Here is a 14,745-nt window from a genome sequence, read left to right as displayed (position 1 = left end):
GGGCTTGGCATAACGCAAGTTAGTCCAGTACTAATTTGTGTGTCCTGCGCAACGGGCGGCTGCAAGCCACCCCTACCTGCCCGCGTTTGCGAACCACTCCCGAAACTCTTCTGCATACCGCCGTACTACCGTTGCATCTAGCACCGGCTCGGGCAGCACGCGGGGCATGATGGGCACGCCGGTGTGTTGGGCAATGAAGTCCTCGGTGGCAGGGGTAGGCTCGCCGTTGAACACGAGGCCGCGCACCGGAATCTGCCGTTGCTGCAGCGCCTCCAGCGTCAGCAGGGTGTGGTTGATACTGCCCAGGTAGTTGCGCGACACCACCACGGCCGCCAGGTGCAGCTGCGCCAGCAAATCCATCATCAGAAACCCCGGCGCCAATGGCACCAGCAGGCCGCCGGCGCCTTCTACCACCAAATGGTTGTCGGTGTGTGGTAGGCGGAAGGCACTAGGCGTAAGTGCGATGCCCTCTGCTGCCGCCGCCGCGTGGGGCGAGGCGGGTAGGGCCAGACGGTAGGCTTCGGGGTAGAACTGAGAATCCGCGTTGCTGACCAAACTGCGCACGGTGGCGGCGTCGGTGGTAGGCGTGAGGCCAGCTTGCACGGGCTTCCAGTAGTCGGCGCGCAGGGCTTCGGTGAGGATGGCGGCTACGACGGTTTTGCCTACGTCGGTGCCGATGCCGGTGATGAAGAGGCGTTCCAATATTCTACAAATCTGTGTGAATTGAAATTTTTCCTAATACTCCCGCCAGCCTATCAATCTCCGCTTCTGTATTATACGCGTGCACAATTAGCCGCAGGCGCTCAGTGCCAGCGGGTACGGTAGGGGCCACAATGGCCCGCACGTCAAATCCGGCGACTTGGGCAGCGGCGGCTACTTGTTTCACGGCCTCGGGGCCGGGGGAGGTAGGAAAGAATACTGGGTGGATGACGTGGCTATTGGCGGGCACATGCAGGCCAGGTACCGCGTTCAAGGTACTTTTTAAGTAATCTGATAACGCAAACAGCCGCTGTCGCTCCGTATCCAGGGTAGGAAGCAGTTGATACGCTGCGGCCAGGGTCGCTACCGTGTAGGGTGCCGGGGCAGTGGTGTAGATGAAGGGTCGGCTGAAGTTCAGGAGGTAATCGCGCAGCACGGTGGGGCCGGCTACGGCGGCGCCCTGGCTGCCCAGAGCCTTACCAAACGTGAGGACGCGGGCAAATACGTCGTTTCCCAGGCCCAACTCGGCTACTAGGCCGGCGCCGTGTGGGCCGTAGAGGCCGTTGGTGTGGGCTTCGTCTACTACTAGGTACAGTTCCCGTTGCTGGCATAAGGCAGCTAGCTCGCGCAACGGCGCTATGTCGCCGTCCATGGAGTAGAGCGCCTCCACGGCCACGAATACGGCACCCGTGGCGCGGGGTAGGCGGCGCTCCAGGTCGGCCACGTCGTTGTGGCGGAAGCTGTAGGCCGTGGCAAAGCTGCTGCGGATGCCATCCTTCACGGAGGCATGCGAGGCTTCGTCGTAGAAAATGGTGTCGCCGCGGCGGGGCACGGCGGCAAAGAAGCCCAGGTTAGCCGCGTAGCCCGAGTTGAAGAGTAGGGCTGCTTCGGCTCGGTGGAACTGCGACAGATGCGTTTCCAGAGCTTCGGCCGCCGCCGAGTTGCCGGTGAGCAGGCGGGAGCCGGTGCTACCGGCGTCTTCCTGCTGCATGCCAGCTTGCAACGCCTGCCGTAGAGTAGGGGAGCGGGCCAGGCCGAGGTAGTCGTTGGAGCTGAAATCGACGAGGTTTTCCGCGGGTAGCGAAAGGCGGCGGCGGGTGCCTTCAGCTTCGCGCTTGGCGAGATGGGTGGCGAGGCGTTGGTGGAGGGGAGGGGTAGGCACTACTTTTTTCTCTTTTCGGAGGGTAGCGGAAACTGTCGTGACAAGCCCAGTGAATCGGGCTGCCAACCTAAGAAGCTTCTGGCTTCCTGACGCACCGTAGTTTCTAGTACCTGTTCGTTGAGCATATCCAAACTGGCGATATGGAGCGTGACGTTAGGTACAGCATCTTCATAAAGAATGTACGTACGTTCTCCCAGCCAGTACAGTGAATTCATAACATTGCCGGTTCTGGGTGGGCCATAACGGCGAACAAGCTGCTGCCGGATAGCACGGGTCTTACTTTCCTTAGGCAGCTGATAAGTTACCCCAATAAATCGGCCACCCCGAAACCAGAACTCCGGTCGTACAGGTAATGGTCCTAACGTGGCAGTATCTGTTCGCAAACTGTACACATGGCTTGTACGCCAACGTTTTCCAATACCTGAAAACTGAGGCTGTAGACTTGGTGCGCTGCCTTCTGCTGTGCCAAACATCAGCCCATGTACAGCATACAATGAATCGAGTTGATGCATACCTGTCATAGGACCAGAGGTAGCTTGCGGCCAAGCAGCAGTAGAAACGAGCGATAGAAGTAGGGTAACAGCAAATCGAATCATCCCTACAGATCTGAAAAAGAACTGTCAACCTGAGTTTGGAAAATAGCTTCACAAACTCAGGTTGACAGAAAATACAAAAGGCTAACGGCCCTAAACAGTTGCCGTTTCCTGCTTCCCTAATACCGCGGCCCCCTGCGGCACGTCCTTAAACGCCTTACGGGGCTTCAGGCCCAGCAGCTCAAACATCTGCTTATCGGCGTCGAAATCGGGGTTGGGGGTAGTGAGGAGTTTTTCGCCGGAGAAGATGGAATTGGCTCCAGCCAGGAAGCAGAGTGCTTGCTCGGTTACGGGCATTTCCTGACGGCCGGCCGAGAGGCGCACAATGGTTTTGGGCATCAGCAGGCGGGCCGTGGCAATCATGCGCAGCATTTCCCATACACTCACGCGGGGCTGCTCGGCCAGGGGCGTGCCCTCTACCGGCACCAGCGCATTCACCGGCACCGACTCAGGGTGCTGGGGTAGGGTAGCCAGCGTGTGCAGCATGGCCACGCGGTCCTCGTCCGTCTCGCCCAGGCCGATGATGCCGCCCGAACACACCGAAATACCGGCTTTGCGCACGTGCTCCAGCGTGTCGAGACGGTCGTCGTAGGTGCGGGTAGTGATGATGTCGTTGTAGTGCTCGCGGCTGGTGTCGAGGTTGTGGTTGTAGGCGTAGAGGCCCGCTTCTTTCAGGCGCTCGGCCTGGTACTCGTTCAGCATGCCCAGGGTGCAGCACACTTCCAGGCCAATATTGTTCACTTCGGTCACCATGTTCAATACCCGGTCGAAGTCGCGATTGTCGCGCACCTCGCGCCAGGCGGCGCCCATGCAGAAGCGGGTAGAGCCCGAGTCTTTGGCACGTTGGGCCGAAGCCAGCACTTCGGCGTCGGGAAGGAGTTTGTGGGCTTGCACGCCGGTGTGGTAGCGAGCGGCCTGGGGGCAGTAGGCGCAGTCCTCGGGGCAGCCGCCAGTTTTCACGCTCAGGAGCGTGCATACTTGCACCTCGCCAGTAGCCTGAAACTCGCGGTGCACAGCCGCAGCCTGGGCTACCAGCTCCAGCACGGGTTGGTGATAAATAGCGTTTACTTCGTCGAGGGTCCAGTCGGTGCGCAGCATAGGAATTGCCGGTTGTGAGTTGCCAGTAAGTCAGATTTTAGAACGCTTCGTCATGTGAAAGTGACGTTTGAGCGGTTTGCAAGATACAAAGTAGTCGGTTTTGCGCGACTTTTCCGCAGTATTGGGCTTGCCCTGGCGCTAAACAAAACAGCCCCAAGCAACTAGTGCCTGGGGCTGTTCAACGATTTGTGTGATCCCGCTGGGATTCGAACCCAGGACCCGTACATTAAAAGTGTACTGCTCTACCAGCTGAGCTACAGAATCAGAAGAAATAAAAGCTCTCATGCTGGTGCCGATAGGGCTGTGCCTACCTTCATGAGAGACGAAAAAGCCCCGCCAATTGCGAGGCTTCGTGTGATCCCGCTGGGATTCGAACCCAGGACCCGTACATTAAAAGTGTACTGCTCTACCAGCTGAGCTACAGAATCAAATTGCAATAACAGGAGCGTTTTCCGTTATTGTGGCACAAAAGTAGGGAGTTGACTCCTGATTGTCCAAATATTTTGTTGAAAAAGGCCTTATTTTTTTCATTTCTGGCGCTGCTGGGTAGCCAACCAATTCTGGCTCAAAAAGATACTGAGGCGCTGCAAAAGGCAGATTCTTTATTCGCCGCCGACTCGATAGAGGCTGCCTACCCTTTTTACCAGCAAGTGCTGCGGCAGCAAAAAGTATACTCGCCCCGCATGTTGCTGCGCATGGCCTATGTGCAGGAGGGGCTAGGGCACTACCCAGCGGCCCTCTACTACCTGAGCCTGGCACAAGCCCGTCAGCCCCGGCGCTCTACTTGGGCCAAGATGGCGAGTCTGGCCCAACGCCACCGCCTCACGGGCTACCCCGATTCCTGGCGGCAGCAATTGCGCATCGTGTTTCGGCGCTACTACTACCGCCTGTTGCAGGCCGCATTGCTAGTGGCGGTGGTAGGCGGCACGGTGTTGTGGCTGCGGCGCCGCGAGCGGCGAGGTTGGTGGGTAGCCTACGCCGCGTACGTGCTGGCCACAGCGGCTTTTCTGAATCTGTTACGCCCTGAACGTAGCGGCCTAGTGGCCCGGTCGCGCGCGGCCCTCATGGCAGGCCCCAGCCCCGGCGCCACGTGGCTGACTACCGCCGCCGTCGGAGACCGACTGGTTGTGCTGGGCAAGCAAGACGTATGGTACCGTGTGCGCTGGCAGGGCAAAGACGCCTACATCCGGCAGCACGACCTGCTGGAAGTGCAGTAGGGTAGGAGTATAGGAAGTGTGTCCTCCTGGGCTTGCGAAGGGCCTTCTGAGCCATTGATACGCTCGTTGTTCTCATGTGAGAAGGTCCTTCGCAAGCTTAGGAGGACACACTTCCTTGTAACTGCTCTATAAACTTACAGCGAAAAATCAGCTTCTTCCTTGCGGAAGTGATTGAGCACCAGTTTATCAGATAAGCCGGGTAGGATCTTATTCAGAAAGACCGTGAGCTTGCCCATACTGGTGAGAACCAGGTCGCGGCGGCGTTGCTGCACGGCGCGCAAGATATGACGGGCCACTTCTTCGCTGCTCATCATCTTCTGCTCATCGCGGGGCGACTCGCCTTGGGCAGAACCATCGGCGGCCAGGGCGGTCTGGCGAATGTTGGAGGCCGTGAAGCCGGGGCAGGCCACTAGCACGTGCACACCCTGGGGCAGCAATTCTGTGCGCAAGGCTTCCAAAAAGCCCTGCATAGCGAACTTAGAAGCCGAGTAGCCCGTGCGGCCGGGTAGGCCCCGGTAGCCGGCAATGCTAGAAATACCCACAATAGAGCCTTTGCTAGCCACAATGTGGGGTAGGGCAAACTTAGTGGTGTATACGGTGCCGAAAAAGTTGGTCTGCATCAGGCGCTCAATCACGCTCAAATCAGCATCGGCAAACTTGGCCCGCATGGAAATGCCGGCGTTGTTGAGCAGCACATCGAGACGGCCGAACGCAGCTATGGCTTCGTCTACGGCGCGAGCGGCATCGGCCTCCACCCCTACGTCGGCGCGCACGGTGCGGTGCGTAATGCCCAACTGCGTGAGCTGCTGCGCAGTGTCAGCGAGGCGGCTTTCGTCGCGCCCGGTCACAACGATGCTGGCGCCGGCCTGCCCAAACGCCACGGCGCAGGCCCGGCCAATGCCGGAAGTGCCCCCGGTAATAAGTACAACTTTTCCTTTCATAACAGTCAACCAAAAACGGCGGTGGATATGGTCGGCAAAGCTACTGCTTTCCGGTGGGAGGGGCGGCCGGGCGAGTAAGGAAATAATCCGGTCGATTCTGCGAGGAAGGAGCAGGAAAATGTCTCTACTTTAGTCCGTACTATCGGCGAGTTAGGCCGATTCTTTTATTTTCACTTATACCGTATGCGTTCAAGTTTACTGTGGGTAGTATGGCTAATGCTGGTGCTGGTGGGCACGGCCGGGCAATCTGCTCGGGCGTCGCACCTGTTGGGCGGTGAAATCAGCTACCAATATTTGAACGCCAGCGGCCCGGCAGCTACGCCCTACCAGTACCGGTTGTCGATGGTCGTTTACTTTAATGCTGATGAGCAGACCTCACAGGTACCGGGTGGACGGGTGTCGGAGTTGGTGGGCATCTACAGCCGCACGACGGGGCTGCTTGTGCGCTCCATCACGCTACCCCGTACACAGAACACGCTTATCAAGCCGGCCAGTAATGGCTCTTGTACCACCGCGGGCAATACGGCGGTGAAGATTCGGCTTAACCGCTACGAAGCCACAGTGGCGCTGCCCGCCGATGCCCGTGGCTACTATGCGTTTTTCTCCGAAACGGCCCGCAACAACGATGTAACCAACATCATACGGCCCAACAACGAGGGCATGACGCTATACGCAGATATGGCGCCGCCCAGCATTCCCAATAGCTCGCCCAACTTCTCAGATACGGCTGTGGCCGTTGTCTGTCAGGGCGATACGTCCATCATCATCAACAATGCCTATGACCCGGACGGCGACCGGCTGGAATATTCCTTCGGTACGCCCTACGGCGGTACGTATCGTACACTGCCTACCTTCTTCGCCCCGCCGCCCCAGCTGATTACCTACCCTGCGCAGTACAGCGCGCAGCAACCTTTTGGACCGATAGCGGGCAGCTACGCGTTTCTGGATAAGAATACGGGCCTGAGCCGCTACGCGGTGCCCGCGCTGGGCAAATACGTTATAGCAGTGGATGTGCGTGAGTATCGCCGCATTGCCGGGCGCGACAGTCTGGTGGGCACTACCCGGCGCGACGTGCAGCTGGTAGCCCGTGCCTGTGAGCCCAACAAAGCCCCCGAGTTTAGCGGCGGCAGTGCTACAGCGCAAGAATACACTGTACTGGAAGGTCAGGCATTAACATTGACCACTACCGCTACTGACCCGGAAGACCAACGTATTGTCTTGCGCGCTGCCAGCGTGCTGCTGGATGGTGCCGGGGGCTTCGATGCTACCTTCAACTACGACCCCGGCACGGTGGCTACCCCTGGTGGCACGGGCACGGCTGTAGTAACCGGTGCGGGCAGCGTCACGGGTACGTTCCGCTTTGTGCCGGCCTGCGGCTCGGCCCGCACCGAGCCGTACGACGTGATTGTAACGGCCACCGACAACGCCTGCAACAGCAAGAGTGCGGCGGTTATTTACCGCGTGCGGGTAGTGGCTGCCCCGGCCGTAACGGCTGGCCCCGACCGCACAGTGTGCTCGGGCGAGGCAACGCAGCTGGGCGCCGTGGCCGTGGCGGGCATCAGTTACCAATGGAGCCCGGCCGCCGGCCTCAGCAGCGCCACCGCCGCCAACCCTACCCTCACGCCCACGAATCCCGGCACAGCACCTATTATAGTGCCCTATGTGCTGACGGCTACCTCGGCCGGTGGCTGCACGCAGCAGCGCACGGTGCGCATAACGGTGAACCCCACGCCGGCGCTGGATACCATTAGCGGCAGCCGCTCGGTGTGCCCTACGGTGCAGGGCGTCACGTACAGCGTCCGCAACCCGCGCAACGCTACCTACCAGTGGACCGTGACGGGTGGCACCATTGCCAGCGGCCAGGGCACCGGCAGCATCACCGTGAACTGGGGAGCAGCCAATGCGAATGCCAGCGTGCAGGTGCTGGGTACTACGGCGTATGGGTGCCCGGCGCAACCAGTTACGCTGCCCGTGGTTATCAATCAGCAATTAGCTACTGAAACGCCTACGGGGCCGGTACGGGTGTGCCTGGGGAGCACCTACACCTACCAAACACAGTATACCAACGGCTCCAGCTACGCCTGGCAGCTTACAGGCGGCACGCAGGCGAGCACCAACCTGGCTACCGTGCAAGTCACCTGGACGCAGCTGGGCACTACCCGGTTGCAGGTCACGGAAACCAGCAACCCCGGTGGTACGGTGCGGTGCCTGGGCGTGAGCGCGCCATTGGAGGTGGAAGTGGTGGCGCCACCTGCTACCACTCTGACTATTGCTGGCCCCGACCGTGCCTGTGTGGGTAGTAGCCCTGTCACGTTTTCGCTGCCGGGTTTTGCTACCTCTACCTATCAGTTTACGCTGCTGAACACGGTTACGCAACAGTCGACTACGCTCACGCCAACGGGCAACAGCACCACGTTTGCGGTGCCTGCCGTGGGCACCTACACGCTTACAGCCCTCGAAACCAGTGCTTGTGTGGGGCCGCTTTACGCCAAGCAGTTTGTAGTAGATCCGCTGCCGGTGGCGGTAGCTATTGCTGGCCCTACCCGCGTGTGCCCCGAGAATCTAACGGGTCTGCGCTACTCGCTGACGGGACTGGCGGGCTCTACCTACCAATGGGCCGTAACGGGCGGCACCATCACCAGCGGCCAGGGCACCGGCAGCATCACCGTCGACTACCCGAACAACGCCAGCGTGAAGACCGTGCAAGTGCTCGAAACCTCGCAGTACGGTTGCGCTGGCCCGGAAAACACCCTGCAAGTGCGCCCCGACAACGTCAGTCTCGATCTGCAAGTAGCCAGCGTGAGCCTAACGGACGACCGTCAAGTACAACTCACGTTCCAAGCGCCGATAAATGCTGATAATGCTCAGCGGATCATCATCCAGCGCCGTACAGCCGGCACCACCGGCAGCTTTGCCCGGGTAGGTGATGTGCCCAACACTGCCACTACCTACACCGATGCCTCCGCCGATACCGATACGCAGGCCTACGAATATCGCTTGGCCCTAGCCAACGCCTGCGGTACCGAACTCACCAGCCCGGCGCATACCATCATCCACACCACCGCTGTGGCTACGGAGGCAGCCGGCGGCCGCGCCGAGGGCTCGGTGCTGGTGCAGTGGAGCGCCTACCAGGGCTTTGCCGTGCAACAGTATGAGGTGTACCGCGTAGCCGACCAGGGTGCGCCTACCCTGGTAGCTACCGTGCCGGGCGCTACTCTGCGGGCGTCGCTTGCGACCAGCGCGGCGGGGTTCAATCAGTGCTTTCGGGTGAAGGCTATTGGGGCGGGTACGCTGGCCTCGTACTCCAACGACGCTTGTGTAGACTTCGCCAATAAAATCCTGCTGTACAACATCATCACCCCCAACGGCGACGGCCTGAACGACGTGTTTTTCGTGGACAATGTGGCCCTCTACCCCGGCAACACCCTCACTATTTTCGACCGGTGGGGTAAGGAAGTGTACTCCGCCCGCGACTACCGCAACACCTGGAGCGGCGAAAAAACCGGTCCCGGCACGCATTACTACCTCTTCAAACTAGCCGATGGCACGCAGTACAAAGGGTGGTTTGAAATTGTGAAGTAAGCTCACGGACTTTAGCGAATTAGACGAATTGATCGGATTTTGTAGGCGGGCCTGTTATCCCAGGGCTGAAGCCTTGGGCTACTGAGCATCTACCGTTACGTTTCCACCAATTAGCCTAGGGCTTCAGCCTTGGGAGGCAGAGAAATCGTTCACAAAATCCGTGTAATCCGGAAAATCCGAGCGAATCCGTGGTTCAGACGAATTATCTTTGCCCTTGTGAACAAGACTGCAAAGAAAATTCCGGCGGAGGCACTCCGCGAAGTAGAGATTCAGGACATGGTGGCCGAGGGCAAGTGCATTGTCCGCCACGAAAACCTCGTCATATTCGTGACCCAGGTAGCACCCGGCGACGTGGTGGACCTGCGCGTTACCAGAAGCAAAAAGAACTTCCTGGAAGCCGTGCCCACGCACTTCCATAAGTACTCTGACCTGCGCGTAGAGCCCTTTTGCCAGCACTTCGGCACCTGCGGAGGCTGCAAGTGGCAGCACCTTGGCTACGATACCCAAACCAAGTACAAGCAGCAGCAAGTGGAAGACACCCTGCAACGCATTGGCAAGGTGGAGATTCCGGAAGTGCTGCCCATCGCGCACTCGCCGGCCTTGCAGTACTACCGCAACAAGCTCGAATTCACGTTCAGCTTTATGGGCTGGCTGACGGAAGAACAGATCAAGAGCGGGGCCGATTTTGACCGCCGCGCCCTCGGTTTCCACACGCCCGGCCGCTTCGATAAGATTATCGATGTGGAACACTGCTGGCTACAACCCGAGCCCAGCAACGCCATCCGCCTCGCCATCCGCAACTACGCGCGCGAAAACGAGCTGCGCTTCGGCAACATCATCAAGCAAACCGGCTTGCTGCGCAACCTCATCATCCGCACTGCCGAAAGCACCGGCGAGCTGATGGTGATTTTGCAGTGCTACCGCCAGCACCAGGCCATAGAGCCGCTGCTGGACTATGTGTACGAGAAGTTTCCGGAAATTACCTCGCTCAACTATGTCCTCAACGACAAGGGCAACGAAACCTTCCACGACCTGGAAGTAGTGTGCTACAAGGGCAAGCCCTATATTGAGGAGGAGATGGAAGGCCTGCGCTTCCGGGTAGGGCCGAAGTCGTTTTACCAAACCAACTCGGCGGGCGCCTACAACCTCTACAAGATTGCCCGCGACTTCGCGCAATTGTCTGGCAATGAGTTGGTATATGACCTTTACACCGGCGCCGGCACCATTGCCAACTTCGTGGCCCGCCAAGCCCGGCATGTGGTAGGGGTAGAGTACGTGGAGCAAGCCGTGCAAGACGCCCGCGTGAACTCCGAAATCAACGGCGTAACGAACACCGAGTTCTACGCCGGCGACATGAAGGACGTCCTCTCTGCCGACTTCATCCAGCAGCACGGCCGCCCCGACGTGGTCATCACCGACCCACCCCGCGCCGGCATGCACGTAGATGTGGTGCAGCGCCTGCTGGAAATGCGCGCCCCACGTATCGTGTACGTCAGCTGCAACCCTGCTACCCAAGCGCGGGATTTGGAACTGCTGGACGAGGCGTATAAGGTGGTGAAGGTGCAGCCAGTGGATATGTTCCCGCATACCCACCACGTGGAGAACGTGGTGCTGCTGGAGCTGCGGTAGTATGGTAATGTTCGGAGTGGAAGATTGGAGTTCCGGCGTAACCAGTGGCGTTCCACAATTGCTTTGTCCGGTAGAATTGGTTGCCTACTGGGAAGGAATTAATTCCCCTTCAAATGGGCGGATTGTTGAATCTAGTTTCCGAGCTTCAAACGATCCTAAGGAACCTGCTACTGATTATGACTTGGCTTGCGCCATTTCTATGCTTCCCCAAGAAGCTGGCTTGGTTCCCATTGCAAACGGTAAAGCACTAGTGATATGCGGCGAAATTCCTTTTGCTGCTTGGGTTTCAGCAACTGATTTTCTAGGTGGTTACATTTTGGTCCCAGAGTTTTGGACAGAAGCAGGACCAGATTGCCAGTCTATTCTACTCACAATCCATCCTAATGCGTATTCAAATACGGGGCTAGAGCTAGTTTCCACTGAAGGATTCGTTCTGTTTGCCGCAACAGATTGTATGCGAGATTCAGATTTTGAAAGTATTAAAGCCGATTGTCCGGCAGGTATATACCAGGTAGGAGCATGCTTGTATGATACTGCTGAGTTTCAACTTCGAATTATCCGCGTGAAAGCGGCCTGAAATCAACCACACTGAATGGACTACGCCAACGACCCTGAACTGAACGGCAAATACCTCGGCACCATCACCAAGGATTTTGCCGCCGTTTCTGATACGCTGCAAGAGGCTTCCTCCCAAATCCGGAAGCGCGATATTTCCAAATACCCGGTGTTCATCTTTGCCCGGCAGGAAGTGCCGCTGGGAACCTTGTTGGTGAATGCTGACGAGGCGGGCCTGGAGTGGCACGTGTTTGCTTCCTACCTGGAACTGCTGGTGCAGCAGGGCATCGTGGGTGCGGAAGGCATAGAAGTGTTCCAACAGACGTACAAAGACGCCGACGAATTTTGCTGCTTGTTTGTGGTGGATGAGGAGTTTACCAACTTCGTATTCATTCCCTACCCAGAAGATTAGGGTAGGAGTGGCATCATAGAAATATAGTGTCATCCTGAACGCAGTGAAGGACCTTCTCACGTCAGAACAAGTCATTGATACGTCTATAGTTCTGGCGTGAGAAGGTCCTTCGCGCTGCTCAGGATGACACTTTTTTTGAACAGCCTGCCTACCTCTCTACCACCTTCCGCAGCACCCGGCAGGGGTTGCCTACGGCTACCACCCCCGCCGGTACGTCGCGCGTGACTACGCTGCCCGCGCCAATGACCGAGCCCGCGCCAATGCTGACACCGGGCATGACCAGCACCCCAGTGCCGAGCCACACGTTGTCGCCGATGGTGATGGGGCGGGCAAACTCCCAACCGGCAATGCGCGGCCCTACCTCTACGGGGTGGCCGGCAGTGGCCAGCACCACATTGGGCGCTATGAACACGTTGTCGCCGATGGTGACGGGGGCGCAGTCTAGTACCACCAGGTTGTAGTTGGCATAGAAATTCTGGCCTAATTGGATGTTGTAGCCGTAGTCGCAGCGGAAGCTGGTTTCGATATGAGCGTCGGTTTCATAGCCAAGTAGTTCGGCTAGTATCTGCTTGTTCAACTCTATCGGTTCCTGGTTATAGCGGTGGCAAAGCTGCTTGGCGCGGAGGCGTTCGGCTACCAGCTCGGGGTCGTTGGCCTGGTACAACTCGCCGGCCAACATCTTTTCTTTTTCGGTGGGCATGGGGGAGGGGATAAGGGGTAGCCAATAAAAACGGGCCACCCCAGGGTAGGAGAGGCCCGTTTTGCAAAATGCGGAAGGGGATTAGCCCAACGTATGGTACACGGCCTGTACGTCGTCGTCCTCCTCAAACCGGTCGATGAGCTTGAGCACTTCCTCGGCCTGCTCCTCGTCCAACGATACGGTGGTGTTGGGCACGCGCTGCAACTGCGCGCTAATTACGTTAACGCCTTTTTCTTCTAGTGCCTTTTGCAACTGCCCGAAATCGGGGAACGCGCATTCCACCACCATCAGGTTGGTTACGTGGCCGTGCTCGTCCTCCTCCTGGTCTTCGTACACGTCTTCGGCGCCGAAGTCAATCAATTCCAACTCCAGCTCGTCGCGGTCGAGGCCCTCGGCGGCCAGCTTGAACACGCCCTTGCGGGTGAAGGTGTAGTCGGAAGAGCCGGAGGTGCCCAGCGTGCCGTTGCCGCGGTTGAAGTACATGCGCACGTTGGCCACAGTGCGGGTAGGGTTGTCGGTGGCAGTTTCCACCACAATAGCCACGCCGTGCGGTGCGTAGCCTTCATATACAACTTCTTGATAATCTTTTTCTTCGCGGCTGCTGGCTCGCTTAATAGCGGCGTCTACCCGGTCTTTGGGCATATTCACGCCCTTCGCGTTCTGAATGGCTGTGCGCAGGCGGGAGTTGGTATCGGGGTTGGGGCCGTTTTCCTTCACGGCCATCACGATTTCCTTGCCGATACGGGTGAAATCTTTGGACATCCGGTCCCAGCGCTTCATTTTGCGACCTTTGCGAAATTCAAATGCGCGTCCCATCTATAGTGAAATTATGAAATGGTGAGTGGTAGATTTTTGCGTTCGATATGAGGTCGAACGGGGTTGCAAGTTAGCAGAAAGCCGGGCGGGGCGCAATGTTGGGCATAGGTAGGCAGCGCAAAGTAGATGCTCAAACTGACTGCGCTACCGCTGGCAGGGTAGGGAGAGGCATGCAAGAAGAGTCACCAATACGGCCCAACGGCGCAGCCGCGGTTAGTACACCACAGCTGCGCCGTTGGGCCGTAACAAGCCAGCAACTCCTATTCCCAGGTGCTGGCGCTTTGGCGCCGGAATTTCTTGGGCGTTTTGTGTGTGGGACTTTCCGGTTTCACCCGCTTGGCTTTTTTCTTCTTTTTGTCGAACAGGAACGTGAGGCCGACGGCTAAAAGGCCTGCACCCGCTACGGCAATCAGCTTTTTGGGGAATTGGTCGGGTGGGGCAACGGGCAGGTGGGCCACCCCGTTCTCGTCGAGGCGGGCAGGCGTGTAGGCATAGCGGCCATAGAGCGGCAGCGGAAACTCATCGGCCAGGCGTTGGAGGCCCATAGTGGCTTCCAGACCCGTAATCACTGGGCCGTGGCCGCAGCCGATGGCTTGTGGCTGTAGCTCCGCTAGTTGGCGCACAGAGTCGCGCACCTGTTGCCAGTCGTAGTTGAAGGGTGCGCCAGCCACACTGATACAGGGTCGTTGCAACAGCAGCGAGGGCACCGACTCGTGGTTGGCCGTCGCAAAGGCATCGCCGCCAAGCAGGGTACGGTCTTTTTCGCGGAACAGCGCTACCTGACCGGGCGCATGGCCTGGCACATGATACCACTGCCAGTCGGGCAGGAAGGGTGGGTCTACGTCGTTCTCGGGTAGTGCCTGCACGTTGGAAAGGTGGAACGATTGCGGCGGGAAGAACCGGCTGACGAAGGCCAGCGAGCCGCCCCCTTCCACGGTAGGATCGGCGGGTGGATACACAGCTTTGCCTGTGAGAAACGGTAGCTCCAACGGATGGGCCAGCACCGGCACGTTCCAGTGTTCCGACAGCGCCTGCGCCGAGCCGGCGTGGTCCATGTGGCCGTGGGTGAGGATGATAGCCTCGGGGTGTGTGCCGGGGTAGAACAGCTTATCAGCCGCTTCGATAATTGCCTGTTTAGAACCGGGTAGGCCGGTGTCTACCAGCACCCACTCGCCGGGCGTGCCGGTTTCGACAAAGTATAGATTAACGAAGCGTTGGATGGTAAGCTGGTGTACACCAGGGGCTACTTGTTGCATAACAGTCAGGAAAGAGATGGATGGGAGGTACCGTATACGGAAAGTTGCTGAGCAGGGTAGGGATATGCAAGAAAAGCCCCGCCCT

Annotated in this window: 13 protein-coding genes and 2 tRNA genes; 5 read left to right on the top strand and 10 right to left on the bottom strand. The window is 58.5% G+C overall.

The features are described from left to right. Nucleotides 1–72: 72 nt before the first annotated feature. The 6 genes from bioD to J4D97_RS08045 form a co-directional block, all read right to left on the bottom strand. Nucleotides 73–702 (bottom strand): dethiobiotin synthase, encoded by a 630-nt coding sequence (gene bioD / locus J4D97_RS08070; protein WP_208307126.1) that lies wholly within the window; start codon nt 700–702, stop codon nt 73–75. A gap of 4 nt (nt 703–706) precedes the next feature. After that, nucleotides 707–1,861, bottom strand: a complete 1,155-nt coding sequence (locus J4D97_RS08065) for an aminotransferase class I/II-fold pyridoxal phosphate-dependent enzyme (protein WP_208307125.1) — start codon at nt 1,859–1,861, stop codon at nt 707–709. Beyond that, nucleotides 1,861–2,457, bottom strand: coding sequence for a hypothetical protein (locus tag J4D97_RS08060; protein ID WP_208307124.1), 597 nt, complete (start codon nt 2,455–2,457; stop codon nt 1,861–1,863). The genes J4D97_RS08065 and J4D97_RS08060 overlap by 1 nt, the downstream gene beginning before the upstream one ends. A 90-nt stretch (nt 2,458–2,547) precedes the next feature. After that, nucleotides 2,548–3,552 (bottom strand): biotin synthase BioB, encoded by a 1,005-nt coding sequence (gene bioB, locus J4D97_RS08055; protein ID WP_208307123.1) that lies wholly within the window; start codon nt 3,550–3,552, stop codon nt 2,548–2,550. Between the two features lie 191 nt (nt 3,553–3,743). Further along, nucleotides 3,744–3,816 (bottom strand) — tRNA-Lys (locus J4D97_RS08050). 91 nt (nt 3,817–3,907) lie between these two features. Continuing rightward, nucleotides 3,908–3,980 (bottom strand) — tRNA-Lys (locus J4D97_RS08045). A 78-nt stretch (nt 3,981–4,058) separates the two neighbouring features. Here J4D97_RS08045 and J4D97_RS08040 point away from each other — a divergent pair. Further along, nucleotides 4,059–4,769, top strand: a complete 711-nt coding sequence (locus tag J4D97_RS08040) for an SH3 domain-containing protein (RefSeq protein WP_208307122.1) — start codon at nt 4,059–4,061, stop codon at nt 4,767–4,769. Between the two features lie 134 nt (nt 4,770–4,903). Here the strand turns inward: J4D97_RS08040 and J4D97_RS08035 are convergent, their stop codons facing one another. Further along, nucleotides 4,904–5,710, bottom strand: a complete 807-nt coding sequence (locus J4D97_RS08035; RefSeq protein WP_185280620.1) for an SDR family oxidoreductase — start codon at nt 5,708–5,710, stop codon at nt 4,904–4,906. A 183-nt stretch (nt 5,711–5,893) separates the two neighbouring features. Here J4D97_RS08035 and J4D97_RS08030 point away from each other — a divergent pair, with 183 nt between their 5' ends. From J4D97_RS08030 to J4D97_RS08015, 4 genes are all read left to right on the top strand, one after another. Then, nucleotides 5,894–9,292, top strand: a complete 3,399-nt coding sequence (locus J4D97_RS08030; protein WP_208307121.1) for a gliding motility-associated C-terminal domain-containing protein — start codon at nt 5,894–5,896, stop codon at nt 9,290–9,292. Nucleotides 9,293–9,508: 216 nt separating this feature from the next. Then, nucleotides 9,509–10,921 (top strand): 23S rRNA (uracil(1939)-C(5))-methyltransferase RlmD, encoded by a 1,413-nt coding sequence (gene rlmD / locus J4D97_RS08025; RefSeq protein WP_347879332.1) that lies wholly within the window; start codon nt 9,509–9,511, stop codon nt 10,919–10,921. Nucleotides 10,922–10,928: 7 nt separating this feature from the next. After that, nucleotides 10,929–11,498: a hypothetical protein gene (locus J4D97_RS08020; RefSeq protein ID WP_208307120.1), complete on the top strand. Its 570-nt coding sequence runs from the start codon at nt 10,929–10,931 to the stop codon at nt 11,496–11,498. A gap of 15 nt (nt 11,499–11,513) precedes the next feature. Next, nucleotides 11,514–11,888 carry a hypothetical protein gene (locus tag J4D97_RS08015; protein WP_208307119.1) on the top strand — a complete coding sequence of 125 codons (375 nt, stop codon included), beginning with the start codon at nt 11,514–11,516 and terminating at the stop codon, nt 11,886–11,888. Nucleotides 11,889–12,036: 148 nt separating this feature from the next. Here the strand turns inward: J4D97_RS08015 and J4D97_RS08010 are convergent, their stop codons facing one another. The 3 genes from J4D97_RS08010 to J4D97_RS08000 all read right to left on the bottom strand — a co-directional run bounded on the left by J4D97_RS08010 (nt 12,037) and on the right by J4D97_RS08000 (nt 14,660). Further along, on the bottom strand, nt 12,037–12,588 hold the full coding sequence (locus J4D97_RS08010; RefSeq protein ID WP_208307118.1) for a sugar O-acetyltransferase: 552 nt from the start codon (nt 12,586–12,588) through the stop codon (nt 12,037–12,039). Nucleotides 12,589–12,669: 81 nt separating this feature from the next. Further along, the gene (locus J4D97_RS08005) at nt 12,670–13,404 is read right to left on the bottom strand and encodes a YebC/PmpR family DNA-binding transcriptional regulator (RefSeq protein WP_185280616.1); all 735 of its coding nucleotides are present in this window, start codon (nt 13,402–13,404) and stop codon (nt 12,670–12,672) included. A 260-nt stretch (nt 13,405–13,664) separates the two neighbouring features. After that, the gene (locus J4D97_RS08000) at nt 13,665–14,660 is read right to left on the bottom strand and encodes an MBL fold metallo-hydrolase (protein ID WP_185280615.1); all 996 of its coding nucleotides are present in this window, start codon (nt 14,658–14,660) and stop codon (nt 13,665–13,667) included. Between the last annotated feature and the right edge of the window lie 85 nt (nt 14,661–14,745).

The organism is Hymenobacter defluvii (assembly GCF_017589435.1).
Taxonomy (GTDB): domain Bacteria; phylum Bacteroidota; class Bacteroidia; order Cytophagales; family Hymenobacteraceae; genus Hymenobacter; species Hymenobacter profundi.
This window is presented reverse-complemented; position numbering and strand designations above follow the sequence as displayed.